This window comes from Spiractinospora alimapuensis (assembly GCF_018437505.1).
Lineage (GTDB): Bacteria > Actinomycetota > Actinomycetes > Streptosporangiales > Streptosporangiaceae > Spiractinospora > Spiractinospora alimapuensis.
The window spans coordinates 697938-719850 of sequence record NZ_CP072467.1; the positions used below are offsets into that span (position 1 = coordinate 697938).

The following is a 21913-nucleotide window of genomic DNA, read 5'->3' on the forward strand; positions in this document are numbered from 1 at the left end:
ATGCTGCACGTTGACGGACTCTCCAAGTCCTTCGGCGGTGTCCCCGCCGTCCGCGACGTCACCCTCACCATCACCCACGGCGAGACACGCGCCATCATCGGCCCCAACGGCGCCGGCAAGTCCACCCTCTTCAACCTCATCACCGGGCACCTGCCCCCCGACGCCGGCACCGTCACCCTGGACACCACCCGCCTCGACCGGCTCCCACCCCACCGCCGCGCCGCCCGCGGCATCGCCATCGTGTTCCAGGCCGCGCGCATCTTCCGCCACATGACCGTCCGCGAGAACGTCATGGTCGGAGCCCACCTCCGCACCCGCGCCGGGTTCCTGCCCGCGGCCCTGCGCCTGCCCGCGCACTTCCGAGCCGAACGCGACATCCGCGCCCACGCCGAGGAGGCACTCGACCGCGTCGGCCTCACCCCCTGGGCCGACGCCGACGCCGCGTCACTGCCCCTGGGACAGCAGCGCGCCATGCAGGTCGCCCGCGCCGTCTGCGCCCAGCCCCGACTCCTCCTCCTGGACGAACCCGCGTCCGGCCTACGCGCCCCCGAACGCGACCACCTGGCCCGCGTCATCGAGGACCTCAAGGACACCGGAGTGACCACCATGCTCGTCGAGCACGACGTCGCCTTCGTGTCCCGCCTCGCCGACCAGGTCACCGTCATCGACCTCGGCCAGGTCATCGCCCAGGGAACACCCCGCGAGATCCGCGCCGACCCCAAGGTCGTCAACGCCTACCTCGGCGCCGAGGGGAGCCCCACCCCATGATCCAGGTCAGCGACCTCGTCGTACGCCACGGGCAGTCCACCGCGCTGGACCACGTGACCCTCACCGTCGGCCACGGCGAGATGGTCGCGCTCGTCGGCCCCAACGGCGCCGGGAAAACCACCCTCGTCGACACCCTCTCCGGCATCCTGCGCCCCACCTCCGGAACGGTCCGCGTCGAGGGCCGACTCGCGCACGTCCCCGAGGGCCGACAACTCTTCGCGCAACTGTCCGTCGAGGACAACCTCGCCCTCGGCGCCTGGGGCCTCCCCCACCGCGACCCCGGCCCGGTCTACGAGGTCCTCCCCGAGCTGCGCCGCATCGCCGCACAACGCGCCGGCTCCCTCTCCGGCGGACAACAACAGATGGTCGCCATCGGCCGCGCCCTGATGGCCAGACCGGACGTCATCGCCGTCGACGAACTCTCCCTGGGCCTCGCACCCAAGATCGTCACCGACCTCGCCGCGCACCTCCGCGAACTCAACCGGAGCCACGGCACCGCCGTCCTACTGATCGAACAGAACGCCCGACTCGCGTTCACCCTCTGCACTCGCGCCTACGTCCTGGAGGCCGGACGCGTCGCCGCGCACGGCCCCTGCGACGAACTCGCCGAGAGCTCCGCCGTGGCCCGCGCCTACCTCGGCGGCGACACCGGGGAGCGACCGTGACCAACTTCCTGATGTTCCTCATCAACGGCATCGCCGTCGGCTGCGGCTTCGCCCTCGTCGGAAGCGGCCTCGTCGCCGTCTACCGCATCACCGGCGTCGTCAACTTCGCCCAGGGCATGTTCGCCGTCGTCGCGGCCCTCACCGCCACCTCGCTCCTCGGCCTCGGGATCTGGCACGGGCCAGCGGAGATCCTCGCCATCACCGTGGCCGGATGCGTCGGACTGCTCACCGGCCTCGTCGCCCTCGGCAAACCCGGCACCCCCGCCCTCACCGCACTACTGGTCACCCTCGCCGTGGGGTTCCTGGCCTACGCCGTCGAAGTCCTCATCTGGGGCGACCACCCGCGCAGCATGCCCGGCCTCGAGGGACGCACCGTCCTCCTCGGCGTCCCCCTCCAACGCCAGTACCTGCTCGTCATCGCGATCACCCTCATCGTGTTCGTCGTCCTGAGCCTGCTCTTCTCCCGCACCTACACCGGGAAAGCCCTCACCGCCTGCGCCGACAACCCCTACGCCGCCCGCGTCATCGGAATCAACGTGCGCCGCATGGGCTTCCTCGCCTTCGCCCTCGGCGGCACCCTCGGCGGAGTCGCCGGAGTCCTCATCGCCCCACTACGCCCCATCTCCTTCGACTCCGACATCGCCCTCATCGTCGGAGGCTTCGCCGCCGCCATCTTCGGCGGCCTCACCCGACCCAGCCTCGCGCTCCTCGGCGGCGTCCTCCTCGGCATCACCGAGGTCATGATCCGCGCCTACGGCAACGCCTCCTACGCCACCCTGGGATCCCTCGTCTTCCTCATCACCATCATGATCTGGCAGGCCGCCCGCCGCCCCACCATGCACAAGGAGGCGGCGTGACCAAGACACCCCTCCCACTCATCCGCCTCACCACCACCGCCCTGGCCCTGACCACACTCCTGCTCCCCCTCGTCCTCAACCGCGGCTCCCTCGCCCTGTACATCGACATCGCGCTCAGCGCCTGCGTCGTCGTCGGAATCACTTTGCTCATGGGATTCGCGGGACAGGTCTCCCTCGGCCAGACCGTGTTCTACGCCATGGGCGGATACACCGCGGCGCTCCTCGTGCTCAACGGAGCACCACCCCTTCTCGGCATGGTCGCCGGAACCCTCACCGCGGCGCTCCTCGCCCTCGTCCTGGGAGTGCCGCTCCTACGGCTCCACGGCCATCACCTGGCGTTCGCCACCATCGCCATGCACCTGATCTTCCTCGTGGTGGTCCGCCAAATCGACGCTCTGGGCGGCAGCGTCGGCCTCATGGGCATCCCCGGATTCAGCGTCGCCGGCATCACCCTCGCCGACCACCAATCCATCGCGTTCGTGTCCTGGGGCCTCCTCGCCCTCGTCGTCCTCACCGCCCACAACGTGATCCACTCACGCGTCGGCCGCGCACTCCGCGCCCTGGCGACCAGCGAAACCGCGGCCGAATCAGCCGGAATCCCCGTGGGCCGCTACAAACTGACCGTATTCGCCCTCTCCGCCGCGTTCGCCGGCCTCGCCGGAACCCTGTGGGCCTACTACGTCGGCTACCTCGCACCAGAGATGTTCCCGGTGTCGATGTCCATCACCTTCGTCGTCATGGCCGCCGTAGGAGGTCTCGGCTCCATCTGGGGCGCACTCCTCGGAACGGCCACCATCAAGATCATCGTCTTCTGGCTCGGCACCGCCGCGACCACCGACGCCATGCCCGACTACGCACCCGCCGTCCTCAACTACGCCATCTACGGGCTCCTCCTCATCACCGTCCTCCTCTTCCTCCCCCACGGCGTCTTCCCCACCCTGCGGCGCAGGATCCAGACCCGCCTCACCCCCGCACCCGACAAGCCCACCCACTCCGACCCCGAACCCACAGCCCAAGGCGGTGACCTCCGTGCGTAACGACGGACTCGGATCCTGGCCCCACCGACGCTCCCGCCTCACACCCCACGCCACCGCCATCCGCTACCAAGACACCGCCCTCACCTACTCAGACCTCGACCAACGCACGACCGCCCTCGCCCACGCCCTCCAACGCCACGGCCTGGGCACCGGAGACCGCGTCGCCTACCTCGGCCCCAACCACCCCGCACTCCTCGAAACCCTCTTCGCCGCCGGCCAACTCGGCGCCATCCTCGTCCCCCTCAACACCCGCCTCAGCCCCACCGAAATCGCCCACATCCTCAACCACTCCGGCACCCGAGCCCTCATCTACGCACCCGAGACCACCGACACCGCCCGCACCGCCCTCCAGGCCACACCCTCGATCACCACCACCATCGCCCTCACCGATCCCCACCCCGGAGAGCTCGACTACGACGCCCTCATCACCACGCCCCACACCGGCCGACTCGACACACCCGTCACCCACGATGACGTCTGCATGATCATGTACACCTCCGGCACCACCGGCCACCCCAAAGGCGCCATGATCACCCACGGCAACGTCACCTGGAACTGCCTCAACGTCCTCATCGAAGTCGACGTCCACTCCGACGACACCACCCTCATCAGCGCCCCGCTCTTCCACGCCGCCGCCCTCAACATGACGTGCCTGCCCACCCTCCTCAAAGGCGGAACGGCCGTCATCATGCCCCGCTTCACCCCCGAAGCCGCCTTCACCGCCATCCACGAACACCGCGTGACCTGGATGTTCGGCGTCCCCGCCATGTTCGCCGCCATGGCCAACCACCCACAGTGGCCCCACGCCGACCTCACCAGCGTCCGCACCCTCGAATGCGGCGGCGCACCCGTCCCCGAACACCTCATCACCACATACGCCGACCGCGGACTCACCTTCCTCCAGGGCTACGGCATGACCGAAACCTCCCCCGGAGCACTGTTCCTCGGCGCCGACGCCGCACAACGAACCGGATCCGCCGGGAAGCCCTCCTTCTTCACCGACGTCCAACTCCGCCGTCCCGACGGCTCACCCCCCGCCACCGGAGAACCCGGAGAAGTGGTCGTCCAAGGCCCCAACGTGATGAAGGGCTACTGGGCCGACCCCGAAGCGACCCGCGCCCACGTCCGCGACGGCTGGTTCCACTCCGGAGACGTCGCCCGCGTCGACTCCGACGGCTTCCACTACATCGTCGACCGGTACAAGGACATGTACATCTCCGGCGGAGAGAACGTCTACCCCGCCGAGATCGAACGCGTCCTCACAGCACACCCCGACGTCGCCGACTGCGCCGTCCTCGGCGTCCCCGACCCCGCATGGGGGGAGGTCGGCAAGGCCTACGTCGTCGCCCACCGCGACAGCGACCCCACCCCCGACGACCTCACCGCGTTCCTCACCCAGCGACTGGCCCGCTACAAAGTCCCCCGGCACTACACCCGGATCGACGAAATCCCCCGCAACGCCGCCGGCAAGGCCCAGAAACACCGACTACCCAACCACTGACGGTCACCGCCCTGGGCCCAGCCCAACCAGGCGGCGACTCACCCCTTGTTCTTCGCCGCGGCCTTCAACCGCTTCTTCTCCGCACGCACCTCGTGCAGGGTGTTCTCATCCACCACGTCCGCGATCGAACGGCGGGAGCCCTCCCGGCCATAGTCCCCGGCGGCCTCACGCCACCCCGGAATATCGGCGCCCCACTGCTTGCCCAACAACGCCAGGAAGATCTGCGCCTTCTGCGCACCGAACCCTGGCAGTGCCCGCAGCCGCCGCAACACCTCGGGACCGTCCGGGGACCCGGACGTCCACAACACCTCCGGGTCGCCCCCATACTCCTCGAGCAACGCCTGACACAACGCCTGGATCCGCTTGGCCATCGACCCCGGGAACCGATGCACCGCCGGAGGCTCGGCACACAGGTCCGCGAACCGCTCCGGGTCCATCGCCGCGATGTCCTCCGCGCGCAACGAACCCAACCGATCCAGGATCTTCTTCGGGCCAGCGAACGCGGACTCCATCGTGACCTGCTGATCCAACAGCATGCCGATCATCAAGGCCAATGGGTCCTGGGACAACAGCCGATCGGCCTCGGCGTCCCCGGTGAGATGCAACGCTCGACTCATGCTCCCCATCCTCCCAGCTCACGCCGGCGACCCCGCGACATAGCGCCACGTCGCCCCTGCCCCTTCTCCTACCCGCCAGGATCGCGCCACGAGACAACCATCGCCGCACGTCGATCGAACCGGCCGCGTCGGCGATAATGACACCATGGCAGTCGACCCCACCAACCCGACCGCTCCGTCGCTCCCCACGGACACCGCCGAGAAGTACGCCGCGTGGTTCGCCTGCCTCGCCGACCCCACGCGCCTGCGACTTCTCCACCTCCTGGCCACGGGGACCCCCGCTCCCACCGTCGGCGAGCTGGCCTCCCGCCTCGCCATCGGGCAACCGACGGTCTCCCACCACCTGCGCAAGCTGTCCACCGCCGAGTGCGTCACCCTCACCAAGGACGGCACCGCGACCCGCGTGTCCATCAACGCCGACTGCGCGGCGGAACTCCCCCACGTGATCGACGTGCTCACCGGCCTGTTGGCCACCACTCCGTGCTGCCCCACCGACCTTCCGGCCGACGTCACGATCCGCCCGATGATCTCAGCTGACTTCGACACGGTGCGCGCCATCTACGCCGAGGGAATCGCCACGGGGAACGCCACCTTCGAAACGGAACCCCCCGACGTCGCCACGCTCGAGCGGAAGTGGCTCCCCGACCATCGGTGGGTCGCCGAGATCGCCGACGTCGTGGTGGGGTGGGCCGCCGCCACACCGACATCGTCCCGGGCCTGCTACGCGGGAGTCGCCGAGACCTCGATCTACATCGCGGGCGACGTCCAAGGCCGAGGAGTGGGAAAAGCACTGATCCACCAGCAGGTCACCGCGGCGGACAAAGGGGGTCTCTGGACGCTCCAGACGTCGATCTTCCCCGAGAACAAGGCCAGTCTCGCACTGCACCGCTCGGCGGGGTTCCGCACCGTCGGAGTGAGAGAACGCATCGCGCGTCACCACGGCCGCTGGCGGGACACCATCGTGATGGAACGCCGTTCCACGATCACTGACGAGGCGATCGACCCGTCCGCCGACTGACGCCTCGCCCGACGCAGGGTCAGGGGCGCCGGGTGAAGTGCATCGCGTCCTGCTCCGCCGAACCGGGCGACGGGATCAACTCGTCCCGCTCACCCTTGCGGGTCTCCCAGGTCAGTTCCTGGGTAATGCCGACCTCACCCTGTGACTCGGCCACATCGGCGTCCGCGAAGTCGGGAGGATCCTCCGGCGGATCCTCGATGTAGGTCTCCCAGAGGTCAACCTCGGTCGCCTGTTCGTCGTCGTCGAGGTCGGTCTCCAACCGACCGTCGCCAGGACCAAGGCCCCAGTCCTGCACCGACATCGCTCCCCCGTTCCCCGCGTACCTTCCGATACCTCAGGTGTTCCCGAACGGGGGCCGACCATGCCACCCCATCGACCACGGTCGTTGGCGCGAGAGCGAAGAGCTCAGCCGCGCAGTTGACCCCGTCGCCCCGCTTGACGCAACCTGCGCCGCTGCGAGGGATCCAACATGGCGTAACCGACCACCGGCACCGCCAACACGCCCAGCACCACCAGCACCGTGACCCACGTCGGAATCAACCAGAGCGCTATCAGCCCCGCGCCGACTCCACCAACGATCCACCATCCGGTTCGAGACATCCCGCCTCCCCTGTACGCGGCTCTCGTCCTGCCTCCAGTGTCGGTCCTCACGTCCACGTATGCACGAACCCAAGGCAAAATCAGGGACAACTCAGGGGTCGAGGGGGCCGGAGGCCTTAGTGATGAGTGCGGCGTAGCCGCGCCATATAAGTATTTCGTTGGGTGGTTTCAAAAATCGCCACCTTTACAACGTAGATTTATAAAGGAACAGGGAGCCGAGTCGAGACCCGGTCGAGCCATCCACCGCGCCATCGGCGTTTCCCCACGGACGCGCGACTCCTCGCACTGGCCTCCCCACACAACACTCGCGGCGCTCCCCTTCCGAGGAGCGCCGCGAGGTCGTCGTCGAGAGTGACCGACGTGGAGGGGGCGGAAGCTCAGGACTCGACCTGCATGTCCCCCGTCGCCGGTCCGTGCGCCTTGGCGTTCGCCATCTCCACGGCGTCGTCGAACTCGCGGTCCCGCTGCGCGTTGGGCTGGTGAGTCAGCATGCTGACCACCACGGCGACCACGACGTTGGCGATGAAGCCCGGGATGATCTCGTACAGGCTCGCCCCGAGAATCTGGGGGTCCAGCGCGGACCAGACGAAGACGACCACCGTGCCCACGACCATTCCGGCGAGCGCGCCCCAGTTGGTGAGCTTGCGCCAGAACAGCGACAACAGGATGGCGGGACCGAACGAGGCCCCGAACCCGGCCCATGCGAAGGCCACCAGCTCGAGGATGGTGCCGCTGGGGTTGATCGCGAGCGCCATGGCGATGACGGCGACGATCAGGACACAGATCCGGCCCAGGTTCAGCAGGGTGCGCTCCGAGGCGCCGCGACCGAACACCTTGTACAGGTCCTCCACGAACGCCGAGGAGCTGACGATGAGCTGGCTGGAGACCGTGCTCATGATCGCCGCGAGCACGGCCGCGAAAACGAAACCGACCAGCAGCGGGTGCAGCAGCACCTGCGACAGCGCCAACACGACGAGTTCGGGGTTGTCGAGGGAGCCACCGGAGCGGTGGAAGTAGGCGATGCCGAGGAGACCGCTGGCGACGGCGCCCGTGAGGGACAGGACCATCCAGCCGATGCCGATGCGCCGGGCGGACTTCGCCGAGGCCGCGTCGCGCATGGCCATGAAGCGCACGATGATGTGCGGCTGTCCGAAGTAGCCGAGGCCCCACGCGAGCGCGGAGATGACGCCCACCGCCGTAGCGGCGGTCAGCCCGGCTCCACCGAAGAACGACAGACGGGAGGGGTCGACCTCGCGGATGGCAGCGGCGGTGTCGCCCAGCCCACCCACGGCGAAGACGACGATCACCGGGACGACGAGCAGGAGGAGCAGCATCAGAGTTCCCTGGACCACGTCGGTCAGGGAGGCACCGAGGAATCCACCGATCAACGTGTAGACCAAGGTCACGGCCGCCACGATCAACATGCCGGTGATGTAGTTGGTGCCGAAGGCGAGCTGGAAGAACTCACCGCCGGCGACCATCATTGAGGACACGTAGAACGTGAAGAAGACCAGCACGATCGCACCGGAGGCGACCCGCAGGGCCCGGGACCGGTCATGCAGTCGGTTCTCGAAGAACGACGGGATCGTGATCGAGTTCTTGGCGATCTCCGTGTAGGACCTCAGCCGCGGTGCGACGAAGCGCCAGTTCAGATAGGCGCCGATCGTCAGACCGATGGCGATCCACGCCTCGATCAGACCAGCCGCGTAGATCGCCCCGGGCAGGCCCATCATGAGCCAGCCCGACATGTCCGAGGCGCCGGCACTCAGGGCGGCCGTCCACGGGGGCAGCTTGCGACCCGCGAGCATATAGCCCTCGTGGTCAGTGGTCTGGCGATAGGCGTAATACCCGATCGCGATCATCACGCCGAAATACACAAGAAGCGCGATGACCTGGTAGGTCTGGTCGGACATCGTGGTCCCCTTCAATGGGTGGTGAAACGATGGAAGATCCCCCGAGGCCAGTGCTTCTGTGCGGCGAGGCGTTCCTTGGCGATGATGAGTTGCCTAGACATGCTGCGGAAGTACAGGGGGGATGTCGTAGCGCTGTGGCGTGCCGAAACGATGCGCGGTGATCGAGACGGCCTGCTCGCGCAGGAAGGGTAGGAGCTCGACAGTACCGGCCGAGACGACCTCGCCACCATAGACGGCGAGCGCCGGTGACCCGTCGGTCGCGGTGACGACCTCGTCGGCGTCGGCACCGACCAAGCGTACGCGGCCGCCGCTCTGGGCGAGCGCCACGCAGCGCGCGTGCCACCGCTCGCCCTCCTCGACCCGCGCCTCGGCACCGACTCCGGCCAGGTAGGCGGCCAGTTCCTTCGGTAGCCGTTCGCTGGTGCTGACGGTGAACGGGCCACCGACGCGGGCCGCGGCCGCGACGACACGCAGCAGCTCGACGACACGCGCGCCTTCGGCGCGGATGGTGACGGGCACCGGGTGGTAGCGCAGGGCGTTGTGTTCGTGGATCAGGCCGGTGGCGTCACTGACGACGCCGAACTCCGTGGCTCGGGCCTCGGCGTCGCAGGACAGGGCCCCGGCCAACCACGCCCGGTCCGCGTCCTCGACACCGAGGGATTCGGCGACATCCAGGATGTCGCGGCTCAGCGCGTCATCGGTGGGGGTGGCGTCGACCGGTTCATCGCTCCAGGTTCCGAAGGCCTTGAGGTAGTTGGGGCCACCGGCCTTCGTCCCCGGTCCGACCGCGGACTTCTTCCACCCGCCGAAAGGCTGGCGCTGCACGATGGCGCCGGTGATGCCCCGGTTGACGTAGACGTTCCCGGCCTCCACGGAGCCCAGCCACCGCTGGATCTCGGTCTCGTCCAGGGCGTGCAGACCCGAGGTCAGACCGTACTCGATCTGGTTGACCCAACCGATCGCCTCGTCGAGGGTCTCGGCGGTCATGATCCCGAGGACGGGTCCGAAGTACTCCGTGAGGTGGTACTCCGACCCCGGCCGCACCCCCTCACGGATGCCGGGACGCCACAACATCCCGCTGTCGTCCAGCCGTTCCGGCTCCAGGACCCACGACTCCCCCGGTCCCAAGGTCGTCAGGGCGGAGAGGAGCTTGCCCGAGGCGGGTTCGACGATCGGCCCGACCTGCGACCGCTCGTCCCACGGCGGCCCCACGTGCAGGGACCGCACTGCGTCGAGGAGCTGGCGTCGGAAGCGTTCGGACGTGGCGACGGATCCGACGAGGATGACCAGGGACGCCGCGGAGCACTTCTGGCCCGCGTGGCCGAACGCCGAGGTGGCGACGTCGCGGGCCGCGAGGTCGAGGTCGGCGCTGGGCGTGACGATGATGGCGTTCTTGCCGCTGGTCTCCGCGAGGAGCGGCAGGTCGCGGCGCATCGACCGGAACAGCTCGGCGGTCTCGTAGGCCCCGGTCAGGATCACCCGCTCCACGGAGGGGTGGGCGATGAGGTCGGAGCCGAGGTCGTGCTCGCTGAGCCGGACGTAACGCAGCACGTCGCGGGGAACTCCGGCCTCCCACAGGGCCTCGACGATGACGGCCGCGCAGCGGTGGGCCTGCTCCGCCGGTTTGATGATCACCGCCGCCCCGGCGGCCAGGGCGGCGAGGGTGGATCCCGTCGGGATGGCCACGGGGAAGTTCCACGGCGGGGTGACCACGGTCAACCGGTTGGGCTCGAAACGGGCCCCCCGCGTCTCGTTCAGCGCCCGGCCGAGCTCGGCGTAGTAGTGGGCGAAGTCGATGGCCTCACTGACCTCCGGGTCGCTCTGCTCCAGTACCTTCCCGCACTCCGAACCCATGACCTCCAGCAGGTCGGCGCGTCGGCGCTGCAGCATCTCACCGGCCCGGTGCAGGATCCGGGCACGCTCCTCGGGTCCCAGCTCACGCCAGGAGTCGCCCGCCGCGACGGTTCCCGAGACCAACGCGTCGAGCTCCTCGCGGGTCTCGACCCAGCCCTGGGCCGCGGTGGTCAGGCCACGGTCGCTGTCGCGCATGCGGGCACGGATCCCGGCTCCCCACGCGCGGTTGGCACCGAGGGCGGTGTCGGTGTCCGGGGTGTTGACGAACCGGTCGACGGGATGCGCCGGCTGCTCGACGGTACGGTCCTGCACCCGGTGCGGCTCGGGGGTGCTGGCGGGCATGGCCGCGACCGAGGCGGCGAACCGGTCCCGTTCCCGCTCGAACAGCGACGTGTCGTGGTCGAGCTCGAAGACCGCCGACATGAAGTTCTCCGACGAGGCACCCTCCTCGAGGCGACGCACCAGGTAGGCGATGGCGACGTCGAACTCGCGGGGGTGCACCACGGGGGTGTAGAGCAGGAGACCACCGATGTCGCGTCGCACGACCGCCGCCTGGGCGGTGGCCATGCCGAGCAGCATCTCGATGTCGACGCCGTCGCGACACCCGCGACGGCCGGCCAGCAGCCACGCCAGGGCCAGGTCGAACAGGTTGTGCCCCGCCACCCCGATGCGCACGGCTCGGGTGTGCTCAGGCCGTAGGGCGTAGTCGAGCACGGCCTTGTAGGAGGCGTCGGACTCCTCCTTGCTCCCCCAGGTGGCCAGCGGCCACCCGTGGACCTCGGCGTCGACCCGCTCCATTGGCAGGTTGGCGCCCTTGACCACACGGACCTTGACGGGCGCTCCCCCGGCGTCCACGCGCCTGGTCGCCCACTCCTGGAGGCGTTCCATGGCGGCGAGCGCGTCGGGCAGGTACGCCTGCAGGACGATTCCGGCCTCGAAGTCGGTGAACTCCTCGCGGTCCAGGAGGGAGGTGAAGACCGCGAGGGTGAGGTCGAGGTCCTTGTACTCCTCCATGTCGAGGTTGATGAACTTCGGACCCCCCGGCGCGGTCTTGGCCTGCCGGTACAGCGGCGCCAACGCGTCGACCGCCTCGGCGACGGCGGTGTCGAAGGCCCACGGGCTGTGCGGCGCGACCGTCGAGGACACCTTGATCGAGACGTAGTCGACGTCCTCCCGCGCGAGAAGGCTCCGGGTGCCCTCCACGCGTCGTTCCGCCTCCTCCTGGCCGAGGATCGCCTCGCCCAACAGGTTCACGTTCAGCCGCACACCGGGCTGGCTCGCGCGGATCCGCTCGATCGCCGGACCGAGCTTCGTGTCCGAGGCGTCGATGATCAGGTGGCGGACCATGCGGCGCAGCGTGGCCCGGGCGACCGGGACGACGACGCCGGGCAGTACCCGGCCGATCTGGGCCCCGACCCGGATGGCCGCGCGCATCGCCCACGGCAGGAAGCGCGGCGTGAGCGGCACCAGTGTCCGCAGGTGCGCGGCGGCGGCCCGGTGGTCCTCAGGGCGGACCACCCCGTCGACGAAACCCACGGTGAACGCCAGCCCGTTCGGATCCTGGAGGACGCCCGCCAGACGTTTGGCGGCGGCGTCCACCGGTTCGCCGCGGCTCTCGTCGATCCAGCGACGGACGAGTGTGACGGCTTCGTCGACGAGTTCGTCGTCGATGGTGGGCTGCTGGGTCTTTTCGGTGCTCATGGCCGTACGTCCTTTCCTCGGGTATGCCGGTGTGCGCCTCGACACATCCGATGGAAGGAGTCTGACATCGACAACCGTTCGTGAAAAGCGATAGTTTTCGAAGATCACGATTCGGGTTTAACGAACGGTTACGTCAATGTGGGACCTGCACCGCCTTCGTCTTCTCCACGAACTCCACCGTCACGGGACTGTGACCGAGGTCGCCGACCTGCTGAAGTTCAGTCCGTCGACCGTCTCCGCGCAGCTCGCGAAGCTCGAGGGCGAGATCGGCGTGCCTCTCTTCGAGCCGGAGGGGCGGCGCCTGCGTCTGACTCCCCACGGGGTTCGGATCGCGCGGCACGCCGCGGAGGTGATCGACCTCGAGGAGCAGGTGAAGAGCGAGTTGGCCTCCGCGCGCCCCGTCCCCGAGACGGTGCGGATCGCGACTTTGGAGACCGCCGGTCGTGCCCTTCTTCCGCGTGCGTTGACCACTCTGGCCAGCACCCACCCGCTCCTGCGTCTGGAGGCCGCGGTCGTCCCCCCGGAGGCGGGTCTCAGCGAGCTGGAGTCACGTGGCTACGACCTCGTGATCGCCGAACAGTACTCCGACTACACCCGCGCGCACCGGCCCCCGCTCGATCGGGTCACGCTGGGCGCCGACACCCTGCGGCTCGTGGTTCCCGCGGGGTCGGGCATCACCACCCTGTCCCAGGCGCGCGAATGGCCCTGGGTGATGGAACCGGGGGGAACGGCGGCGCGCGCCTGGGCGATCCAACGGTGCCGGTCGGCCGGGTTCGAGCCGGACATCCGCTTCGACTCCGCCGACCTGGAGATCCACATCCACCTCGTCCAGGCGGGCCACGCCGTGAGTGTCCTGCCCGACCTGGTGTGGTCCCACCAGACGCAGGGGGTCGACCTGGTGGATCTCGACGGGCCCGCGCAACGCGTCCTGTTCACCTCGGCCCGGCGCACCACCACCGACCGTCCGTCGATCCAGGCGGTACGCGCGGCGCTGCTCTCGGCCTTCGGCGACGTCAAGGCGACCCGTGGTCAGGAGTGACCTGACGCCCCACCGGGTGGTGGTTCCCCGTGGGTTCGGGATGGGTGGGGGTCACCCCCAGGTCAGCGGGTCCAGCGCGAGGTAGAACCCGAGGCGCTCGTGGTCGAGGTCGATGCCGTAGCCACGGGCGAAGGCCCGGTCGGCGGACTGGGCGTCGCGCTCGTCGGGCCATGTCTCCCGTGCGTTGGTGAGGAGGAGCGCGAGGTCGGCGTAGGGGTCGGCGCGCCCGAGCCGGCCGAGGTCGACGAACCCGGTCACCCGGTGGGTCTCCGGGTCGACGAGGATGTTCGGCAGACAGAGGTCGCCGTGGCAGACGACCGCCTCCGCCACTTCCTGACGGGCGCGCTCACCACGCTGTGGCGTCAGGCGGGCGAGCAGCTCCCCCGGCGGCGTGGCGCGGTCTTCCTCGGGCAGGAAGTCCGGGTTCACCGCTCCGCGCGCGACGACGTCGTGCGCGGCGGCGAACATCGAGGCGAGGTCGCGGGACAAGGGACAGTCTCCGAGCGGAACGGAGTGCAGGTGGACCACGGCCTCGGTGATCGACGACCAGGCGGAACTCAGGCGAGAGGCGGTCAGGCCACTCGCCGGGACACCGGGGACGGCGCCGAGCACCAGACACGCCGTGTCGGAGTCCGCCCACCAGTCCAGTACCCGGGGGGCGGGGATCCCCTGCCGGTGGAGCCATTCGGTGCGGTCGCGTTCCTCGGCCAGGGACGCGGACCGCGCTGCGGGGACGCATTTGGCGAACGCCTGGCCGTCGGTGGACCGCACCACGGACGCCCCGGACTCGCCGTGGTCCACCGGTTCCCACGACCGATCCGGGAAGTGGTGTCTCACCGCCGTGAGGACGTCCGGTTGGGGGTGGCTCATGGGCCCACCGTAGCCGCCGGGACGGACGAACCTTTCGTGGTGCGCGCCATCGTGTGCCCCAGGTGAACTAGCCTGCGAGGCATGACTGCGCCGCTGCCCCCCGAGGAATGGTTCGCTCAGCTTCCCACGGCCTACCTCGCCGCCTCCGCCCTGATCACCGACCCACAGGATCGGGTGCTGATCGTCGATCCCAACTACCGGGAGCACTGGACCCTGCCCGGGGGTGTCGTCGAGGAGAACGAGCCGCCGCACCTCGCCTGCGAACGCGAGGTGGCCGAGGAGGTGGGGTTGCGACTCACCGCCGGGCCGATCCTCGCCTGCCACTGGAACGGACCGTCGGGGGTACGGCCGCGCGCGTTCGTGTCGTTCGTCTTCGACTGCGGCACGGTCCCGGCCGACACGACCATCACGCTGCAGTACGAGGAGCTCGACGACTTCGCGTTCGTGTCCTCGGAGCGGGCCATGGCCATGCTGCACCCCTCGATCGCGCCCCGCCTGGAGGCGGCCATCCAGGCGCGCAAGACCGGCCAGGCGAGCTACGTGGCGTCACCGCGCTGACCGGGAGCCCCGGTGGCGGGGCGCCGCGCCGCCGTGTCCTCGCGCCGCAGACGCAGCGCGAGGAAGAGATCCACCCGGTGCTCCAACGAGCGCAGGTCCCGCCCAGTGAGTTCCTCGATCCGGCCCACCCGGTAGCGCAGGGTGTTGACGTGGACGTGCATCGCGGCCGCGCAGCGTTGCCAGGAGCCCGAGTGTTCGAGGAAGCGTTCCAGAGTGGTCACCAGCTCCGAACGGTGCTCGGCGTCGTAGGACACGACCGGTCCCAGCAGCCGCTCGGTGTAGGAGGACCGAACCTCCACCGGGACCGCCGCCAACAACAGCTCGTGGGAGTCGATCTCGGCTCCGGCCACGACCTCGATCCGTCCGGTCCTGGACTCGGCCAGTTGGCGGGCGTGTCGTGACTCCACCAGTCCGCGTCGAAGGGACGCGGGCTCGCCCACGGTGCGGCTCACTCCCAGCGCGAGACGGTGGCGCGTGAGTCCCTCCGTGAGGGGGCGCGCGGCCTCGCGCAGCGACGCGGCCAGCTCCTCGGCGGCGTCGTCGGCACGGTCGAGCGCGACCACGGCGACGGCCTCGGCTCCCCCACACACCACGCGGGAGGACCCGGGCGGCAACATCTCGGCCAGCAACTGGCGGGGGAGCTCGGTGGGTCGCGCCGCACCGAGCATGCGCGCGCTGACGACGGCGTGCGCCGAGCTCCGCGCCACCCCGGCGGCGTCGAGGATCTCCATGGAGTCGTCGACCTGTTGGGCATCGACGAGGCGGGGAAGGCTGCCCGCGTGTCTGGCCTCCGCCCGCGCGGCGTCCTCCAGCCGGCTGCGGGCGAGGACGGCGGCCGACAACAGGTCCTCCACCGTCGCCGCCGCGGCCGGGGTCCAGTCACGGGATGTCCCCCGCACCGCGAGGAACCACGACGTCAGGGTGTGTGTCGTCCGCGTGCGGACCGGGAGCAGCGTGACGTCCTCGCCGGAGTCGGGGAGCTGGGCGCGCAGGGTGCGCCCGCCGTCCCGTACGTAGCGGCCCGCCAGCCGGCCCGCGTCCCGTGGCGCGAGCTCCTCCCCCGTGTGGGCGATGGTCCTCGCGGTACTGGAGATCACCCACGCCGCGAGCCCCGCCTCGCGTGCCGCCGTGCCGAACACGGTCGCGAAGTCCGCGCCGGCCGCCAGTTCGGCGATGACGCCACGGCCGCGGTCGCGCGCGGGTCCGGTACGCAGGAGGTGCTGCGCCTCCTCGGTCACCCGGGTGAAGGACACCTCCTCCGGGACCTCGACCAGGACGAGACCGTGCCGTTCGCACGCCGCCACCAGGTCGGCCGGGACCGCGCCGATCGCCGTCCCCGCGCCCAGCGCGGCCGCGCCCGCGGCGATCAGCGTCCGTACGTAGGGGTCGGAGTCGGCCGCCGTGGAACGCCACATCATCCCGGTCAGGACGAACTCGCCGCCGCGCAGGAACCGGCCGGGTTCGGGAAGGTCGGTGATGTAGACCGACCGCACCGTTCGGCGGGTGTCGCGCATGCCCACCAGGACACGCAGACCGAGCTGTGGGAGGGCGATCAGCTCGCTCAGCAGCATGCGTGGTCGCCCTTTCGCCGTGAACGTCGACGCCCCCAAACGCTAGCGCCCCACGGTGTTTGGAGGAAAGTACCAATCGCACGGATTCGACGCGCCCCGGCTTCATGTGTTCGGTAGCTAGCGTCACGCCGCGTGTGGTGTTGTACTTCACAAATGGACTTCCTTAGACCTCATAGCTGGTCAGAGGCACTGACGATGCGGCGTGAGCGCCCCGACGCCGTACCGGTCCTCGGCGGCACCGACGTCATGGTGGAAATCAACTTCGACCGGATCCGCCCGGGTGCGCTCCTCGACCTGACCCGGGTTCCCGAGCTCGCCGAGTGGGACACCGACGGAGACCGCGTCCGGGTCGGCGCCGGCGTCACCTACACCACCCTCGTCGAACGGCTCGGTGACGCCGTTCCGGCGCTGTCCCAGGCGGCGCGGACCGTCGCCTCGCCGCAGATCCGCAACCGGGGGTCGGTCGGCGGGAACCTCGGGGCCGGCTCCCCCGCGGGTGACTCCCACCCGCCGCTGCTCGCCCTCGACGCCGACATCGAACTGGAGTCGCCGCGCGGCACCCGCGTCGTCCCCGCGCGCGACTTCTACCTCGGGCCGAAACGCGTGGACGTCGCCGCCGACGAGCTCATCCGCTCCGTGACGCTGCCCCTGCGCTCCGGACCGCAGAACTTCGCGAAGATCGGCACCCGCAACGCCATGGTGATCGCCGTGTGCGCGTTCGCGCTCGCGCTTCGCCCGGAGGACCACACCGTGGGTGTGGGGATCGGGTCGGCCGGCCCCACTCCCCTACGTGCCCCCGAGGCGCAGGCGTTCCTCGCGGCCGAGTTCGACTGGCGCGGGGCCCGTTCCCTGTCGCCGGGGACACTGGAGGAGTTCGGCCGGCTGGTGGCCGACGCCTCCTCCCCCATCGACGACGTGCGCGGAACCGCCGCCTACCGCCGCCACTGTCTCGCCGTCCTGGCGCGCCGCAGCGCCGTGTGGGCGACCACCACCTATCGTGAGGAGCTCGCATGCGCCTGACACTCACCGTCAACGGGGAACGGCACACCGCCGACGACGTCTGGCCCGGGGAGAGCCTGCTGTACGTGTTGCGGGAACGCCTGGGACTGCCTGGGACGAAGAACGCGTGCGAACAGGGCGAGTGTGGCTCCTGCACCGTCTACCTCGACGGAGTGACGGCCTGCTCCTGCCTCATCGCCGCGGGCCAGGCGGAGGGACGGGAGATCGGCACGGTGGAGGGACTGGCCGGTGCCGACGACTCGGGAGCGGACGACGGTGAGGTCTCCGTCCTGCAGAACGCGTTCCTGGAGACCGGTGCCGTGCAGTGCGGATTCTGCACACCCGGACTACTGGTGCAGGCCGACGACCTCCTGCGGCGTACCACCGCCCGAACCGGGGCCATCCCCTCCGACGGGGAGATCCGCGAGGCGCTGGCCGGAAACCTGTGCCGCTGCACCGGGTACGACGCCATCATGAACGCCGTACGCCTCGCCGCCGAACGCACCGCGACGCCGTCCGCCAACGGAGAGCCGCGATGAGCACCCTCGTCGTCGACGGAGCCCATATCGCGCCGGTGCGGGGCCAGGAGCACGTGTCGGGTCACATCGTGGTGGTCGACGGCCGCATCACCACCGTCGCGGCCGGACCCGCCCCACCACTCCCCCACGCCGAGTACGTCGACGGCTCCGGATGCCTGGCCACCCCGGGGCTCGTCAACACCCACCACCACCTCTTCCAGTGGGCGACGCAGGGACTCGCCACCGACGGGACACTGTTCGAGTGGTTGACCACGCTGTATCCCGTGTGGGCACGGCTGGACCCCACGATCGTGCACCAAACCACCACCGCCGGTCTGACGTGGCTCGCCCTGTCCGGCTGCACCACGGCCTCCGACCACCACTACCTCTACCCCGGCGGCCGACGCACCGCGGCGGAGATCACGGCCGCCCAGGTGGACGCGGCCCGCGCCGTGGGGGTCCGCGTCGACCTGGCACGCGGATCCATGGACCGTGGAGAGACGGACGGGGGACTCCCGCCCGACGACGTCGTGGAGACGCTGAGCGAGGCGCTGGAGGCCACCACGGAGGCCATCGACCTCCACCACGACCCGGCGGCCGACGCCATGGTCCGGGTCAGTGTGGCGCCCTGCTCCCCCTTCACCGTCAGCCGCGACCTCATGACCCAGACCGCGGCCCTCGCCCGCGACCGTGGGGTGCGGATGCACACCCATCTGGCGGAGACCGAGGACGAGGAACAGCAGTGCCTGCGTGAGTTCGGGGTCACCCCCGTGAGCTACGCGGAGAAACTCGGCTGGGTCGGCGAGGACGTGTGGCTGGCCCACGCCGTCCACCTCGCTGACGACGCCGTCGCGGTGCTGGGAGCCACCGGGACCGCGGTGGCCCACTGCCCCACGTCCAACGGGCGTCTGGGTGTGGGGATCTGCCGCGTCCCCGAACTCCTGGACGCTGGTGTCCCCGTCGGGCTGGGGGTGGACGGTCCGGCGTCCAGTGAGCTCACCGGGCTGGCCGGCGAGATGCACCAGGCGGTCCTGATGGCGCGCGCCCGCCGCGGCCCACAGGCGCTCACCGCACGCCAGGCGCTGGAACTGGCCACGCTGGGCGGCGCGCGGTGCCTCGGCCGGGGCACGGACCTCGGCTCCCTGGAACCCGGCAAACTCGCCGACATCGCCCTGTGGCGCGTCGACGGCTTCGGCCACGACAGCGTCGCCGACCCGGTTACCGCGCTGGTGTTCGGCCCGCCACCCCCACTGGAGCGGCTCCTCGTGGGTGGGCGCACCGTCGTCTCCGCCGGAGAACCGGTGACCGTCTCCTCCGCCGCCGCGGCCCGCGCCGGACGCGCCGCGCACGATGCCATGAACGAACCGACCACCAGGAAGACGCCATGACCACCACGAGCGTCGCCAGCGGACCCACCACCGCCAACGGCGTGGGCGCCGACGCGCCACGCCCCGACGGCACACCGAAGGTGACCGGAGAGTTCGCCTACTCCTCCGATCTCTGGCACGACGACATGCTGTGGGGCGCCACGTTGCGCAGCCCGCACCCCCACGCGGTCATCACCGGAATCGACATCACCGACGCGGTGCGCGTGCCCGGCGTGTACGCCGTCCTCACTCATGAGGACGTGCCGGGCGCGAAACGCTACGGCCTGGAACGACAGGACCAACCCGTCCTCGCCGAGGATCGGGTCCGCTACCGTGGCGAACCCGTCGCCGTCGTGGCCGCCGACCACCCCGAGACCGCGCGCAGGGCCGTGGAACGCATCCAGGTCGACTACGAGGTGCTGCCCCCGGTCACCGACCCGCGGACCGCCGCGTTCGACCCGACCGCCCCGACCGTGCACCGCCCGGGAACGGTCGACGCCGAACCGGCGCACCGTTCGGAGGGGAACCGGGTGCGCTACCAGCCCATCCGCACCGGCGCGTTCCTGGACGGCGACCCGATCGAGGATCTCCGCACGGCCGCCGACGTGGTCGTGACCGGCGAGTACGAGGTCGGCATGCAGGACCAGGCCTTCCTCGGGCCGGAGTCCGGGATGGCGGTCCCCGCCGCCGACGGCGGGGTCGACCTCTACGTCGCCACCCAGTGGCTGCACGTCGACCAACGCCAGATCGCACCGTGCCTCGCACTCACCGAGGACAAAGTCCGCATCACCCTGGCCGGTGTGGGGGGCGCGTTCGGTGCCCGCGAGGACCTCTCCATGCAGATCCACGCCTGCATGCTCGCGCTGCGCACCAACCGACCGGTCAAGTTCGTCTACAACCGGGAGGAGTCCTTCTTCGGCCACGTCCACCGACACCCGGCCACCATGCGCTACGAACACGGCGCGCTGAACGACGGCACACTCCTCTACGCCACCTGCGAGATCATCGTCGACGGAGGCGCCTACGCCTCCGCGACGCCCGCGGTGGTGGGCGTGGCCTCCAGCCTCGGGCTCGGCCCCTACGAGATCCCCAACGCGCGAATGGACGCCTACGGCGTCTACACCAACAACCCGCCGTGTGGAGCGATGCGCGGCTTCGGCGCGGTCCAGGCGTGTTTCGGCTACGAGTCGCAGATGGACCGCCTCGCCGAGGCCCTGGGACTGGATCCCGTGGAGGTCCGGGTGCGCAACGCCATGTCCCAGGGCTCACAGGTGATCACCGGACAGAAGATCGAGGCGCCACTGCCCATGGCGGAGATGCTGCGACGCTGCGCCGCGCTCCCTATGCCACCCGCCGAGACCGAGACCGGCCCGCTGGCTCTTCCCGGCGGCGTGGGGGGAACCACGCGTGGCGAGGGCGTCGTGCGCGGTGTGGGCTACGGGGTCGGCCTGAAGAACCTGTGCTTCTCGGAGGGGTTCGACGACTACTCCACCGCCCGCGTCCGGCTCGAGGTGGTGGCGGGGCGTCCCGTCGCCTTCGTACACACCGCCGCGGTGGAGGTCGGTCAGGGACTCGTCACGATCCAGGCGCAGATCGCCAGGACCGAGCTCGGCGTCGAGGAGGTGACCGTTCTCCCGGCCGACACCAGCGTCGGCTCGGCGGGTTCGTCATCGGCCTCCCGCCAGTCCTACGTGACCGGCGGCGCCGTGCGCGCCGCCTGCTCAGCGGTCCGCGAACGTCTCGCCGATCTCGCGCGGGCCAAGGGCCACCTTCCGCTCGCCACGCCCACCGGCGGCGTACGACTCGGTGGCGATCGGATGTACGGCCCGGACGGGTCGGCGCCGGTGGACATCGCCACGGTGCTGGACGGCGAGGTCGTGGAGGAGACCCGGGAGTTCCGGCATCGCCCCACCTCCGCCCTGGACCCCACCACTGGCCAGGGGGACTCCCACACGCAGTTCGGTATGTGCGTCCACCGGGCCGTCGTGGACGTCGACACCGAGCTGGGCCTGGTCAAGGTCGTGGCGTTGGACGCGGTGCAGGACGTGGGGCGGGTGCTCAACCCCCGCCAGCTCCTCGGCCAGATCCAGGGCGGTTCCACCCAGGGGCTGGGCCTGGCACTCATGGAGGAGATCCAGGTCAGTTCGGGCAAGATCCAGAACCCGTCCTTCACGGACTACCTGATCCCCACCATCCTGGACACCCCACCCATGCGCGTGGAGGTACTCGAACACCCCGACCCCAACGCTCCCTACGGCCTACGCGGGGCGGGCGAGCCGCCCACCCTGTCCTCCACCCCCGCGGTGGTCGCCGCGGTGCGCGCCGCCACCGGCCGGGCCCTGACCCGCGCCCCGGTGCGCCCGGAGGACATCACAGGCGTGCCCGAACCGGAGTGACCGGGGCGGTTTCCGTGCGCTCCCCGCGTGACCAGCCCGATGATCGGCGCTCACGCGGGGAGCA

The 21913-nt window shown here is 70.2% G+C and carries 19 protein-coding genes; 12 read left to right on the plus strand and 7 right to left on the minus strand.

Translation table 11 applies throughout. The annotated features are described in order from the left end of the window. From J4H86_RS03270 to menE, 5 genes are read left to right on the plus strand one after another with little or no spacing between them, the layout of a single operon-like run. Entirely contained in the window at window positions 1-768 is a 768-nt protein-coding gene (locus J4H86_RS03270) for an ABC transporter ATP-binding protein (protein ID WP_236541920.1), read from the plus strand. Further along, a complete protein-coding gene (locus J4H86_RS03275) occupies window positions 765-1433 on the plus strand; it encodes an ABC transporter ATP-binding protein (protein ID WP_236541923.1) in 669 nt (222 codons plus the stop codon). The genes J4H86_RS03270 and J4H86_RS03275 overlap by 4 nt, the downstream gene beginning before the upstream one ends. Continuing rightward, a complete protein-coding gene (locus J4H86_RS03280; RefSeq protein WP_236541926.1) occupies window positions 1430-2290 on the plus strand; it encodes a branched-chain amino acid ABC transporter permease in 861 nt (286 codons plus the stop codon). Before J4H86_RS03275 ends, J4H86_RS03280 begins: the two co-directional genes overlap by 4 nt. Further along, window positions 2287-3327, plus strand: coding sequence for a branched-chain amino acid ABC transporter permease (locus tag J4H86_RS03285; RefSeq protein ID WP_236541927.1), 1041 nt, complete (start codon window positions 2287-2289; stop codon window positions 3325-3327). Before J4H86_RS03280 ends, J4H86_RS03285 begins: the two co-directional genes overlap by 4 nt. Beyond that, a complete protein-coding gene (gene menE, locus J4H86_RS03290; protein ID WP_236541929.1) occupies window positions 3320-4828 on the plus strand; it encodes an o-succinylbenzoate--CoA ligase in 1509 nt (502 codons plus the stop codon). The genes J4H86_RS03285 and menE overlap by 8 nt, the downstream gene beginning before the upstream one ends. A 38-nt stretch (window positions 4829-4866) precedes the next feature. On the opposite strand, the gene J4H86_RS03295 is transcribed toward menE, so the two are convergent. Continuing rightward, complete coding sequence (locus tag J4H86_RS03295) at window positions 4867-5445, minus strand: HhH-GPD-type base excision DNA repair protein (protein WP_236541932.1); 579 nt, start codon at window positions 5443-5445, stop codon at window positions 4867-4869. A gap of 145 nt (window positions 5446-5590) precedes the next feature. Here J4H86_RS03295 and J4H86_RS03300 point away from each other — a divergent pair, with 145 nt between their 5' ends. Next, entirely contained in the window at window positions 5591-6463 is an 873-nt protein-coding gene (locus J4H86_RS03300) for a helix-turn-helix domain-containing GNAT family N-acetyltransferase (protein ID WP_236541934.1), read from the plus strand. 19 nt (window positions 6464-6482) lie between these two features. Here the strand turns inward: J4H86_RS03300 and J4H86_RS03305 are convergent, their stop codons facing one another. The 4 genes from J4H86_RS03305 to J4H86_RS03320 form a co-directional block, all read right to left on the minus strand. Next, the gene (locus J4H86_RS03305) at window positions 6483-6764 is read right to left on the minus strand and encodes a hypothetical protein (protein WP_236541935.1); all 282 of its coding nucleotides are present in this window, start codon (window positions 6762-6764) and stop codon (window positions 6483-6485) included. Window positions 6765-6868: 104 nt separating this feature from the next. Further along, window positions 6869-7063: a hypothetical protein gene (locus tag J4H86_RS03310; RefSeq protein ID WP_236541937.1), complete on the minus strand. Its 195-nt coding sequence runs from the start codon at window positions 7061-7063 to the stop codon at window positions 6869-6871. Between the two features lie 377 nt (window positions 7064-7440). Next, the gene (gene putP, locus J4H86_RS03315) at window positions 7441-8976 is read right to left on the minus strand and encodes a sodium/proline symporter PutP (RefSeq protein WP_236541939.1); all 1536 of its coding nucleotides are present in this window, start codon (window positions 8974-8976) and stop codon (window positions 7441-7443) included. A 93-nt stretch (window positions 8977-9069) separates the two neighbouring features. After that, window positions 9070-12531 (minus strand): bifunctional proline dehydrogenase/L-glutamate gamma-semialdehyde dehydrogenase, encoded by a 3462-nt coding sequence (locus J4H86_RS03320; protein WP_236541941.1) that lies wholly within the window; start codon window positions 12529-12531, stop codon window positions 9070-9072. 136 nt (window positions 12532-12667) lie between these two features. Between J4H86_RS03320 and J4H86_RS03325 the strand changes: the two genes are divergently transcribed. Beyond that, a complete protein-coding gene (locus tag J4H86_RS03325; protein WP_269134523.1) occupies window positions 12668-13570 on the plus strand; it encodes a LysR family transcriptional regulator in 903 nt (300 codons plus the stop codon). Between the two features lie 51 nt (window positions 13571-13621). Here J4H86_RS03325 and J4H86_RS03330 read toward each other — a convergent pair whose 3' ends face one another. Next, window positions 13622-14440 carry an APH(3'') family aminoglycoside O-phosphotransferase gene (locus tag J4H86_RS03330; protein ID WP_236541944.1) on the minus strand — a complete coding sequence of 273 codons (819 nt, stop codon included), beginning with the start codon at window positions 14438-14440 and terminating at the stop codon, window positions 13622-13624. 81 nt (window positions 14441-14521) lie between these two features. On the opposite strand from J4H86_RS03330, the gene J4H86_RS03335 reads away from it, so the two are divergent. Further along, window positions 14522-14998, plus strand: a complete 477-nt coding sequence (locus J4H86_RS03335) for an NUDIX domain-containing protein (protein ID WP_236541945.1) — start codon at window positions 14522-14524, stop codon at window positions 14996-14998. Here the strand turns inward: J4H86_RS03335 and J4H86_RS03340 are convergent. Beyond that, window positions 14977-16569, minus strand: coding sequence for a PucR family transcriptional regulator (locus J4H86_RS03340; RefSeq protein WP_236541947.1), 1593 nt, complete (start codon window positions 16567-16569; stop codon window positions 14977-14979). The two genes, J4H86_RS03335 and J4H86_RS03340, sit on opposite strands and share 22 nt — an antisense overlap. A gap of 153 nt (window positions 16570-16722) precedes the next feature. On the opposite strand from J4H86_RS03340, the gene J4H86_RS03345 reads away from it, so the two are divergent. From J4H86_RS03345 to pucD, 4 genes are read left to right on the plus strand one after another with little or no spacing between them, the layout of a single operon-like run. After that, window positions 16723-17589 carry an FAD binding domain-containing protein gene (locus J4H86_RS03345; RefSeq protein ID WP_236541949.1) on the plus strand — a complete coding sequence of 289 codons (867 nt, stop codon included), beginning with the start codon at window positions 16723-16725 and terminating at the stop codon, window positions 17587-17589. Continuing rightward, complete coding sequence (locus J4H86_RS03350) at window positions 17580-18107, plus strand: (2Fe-2S)-binding protein (RefSeq protein ID WP_236541952.1); 528 nt, start codon at window positions 17580-17582, stop codon at window positions 18105-18107. Before J4H86_RS03345 ends, J4H86_RS03350 begins: the two co-directional genes overlap by 10 nt. Further along, window positions 18104-19474, plus strand: a complete 1371-nt coding sequence (locus J4H86_RS03355; RefSeq protein WP_236541953.1) for an 8-oxoguanine deaminase — start codon at window positions 18104-18106, stop codon at window positions 19472-19474. Before J4H86_RS03350 ends, J4H86_RS03355 begins: the two co-directional genes overlap by 4 nt. Next, on the plus strand, window positions 19471-21849 hold the full coding sequence (gene pucD / locus J4H86_RS03360; protein WP_236541955.1) for a xanthine dehydrogenase subunit D: 2379 nt from the start codon (window positions 19471-19473) through the stop codon (window positions 21847-21849). Before J4H86_RS03355 ends, pucD begins: the two co-directional genes overlap by 4 nt. Window positions 21850-21913: the final 64 nt, after the last annotated feature.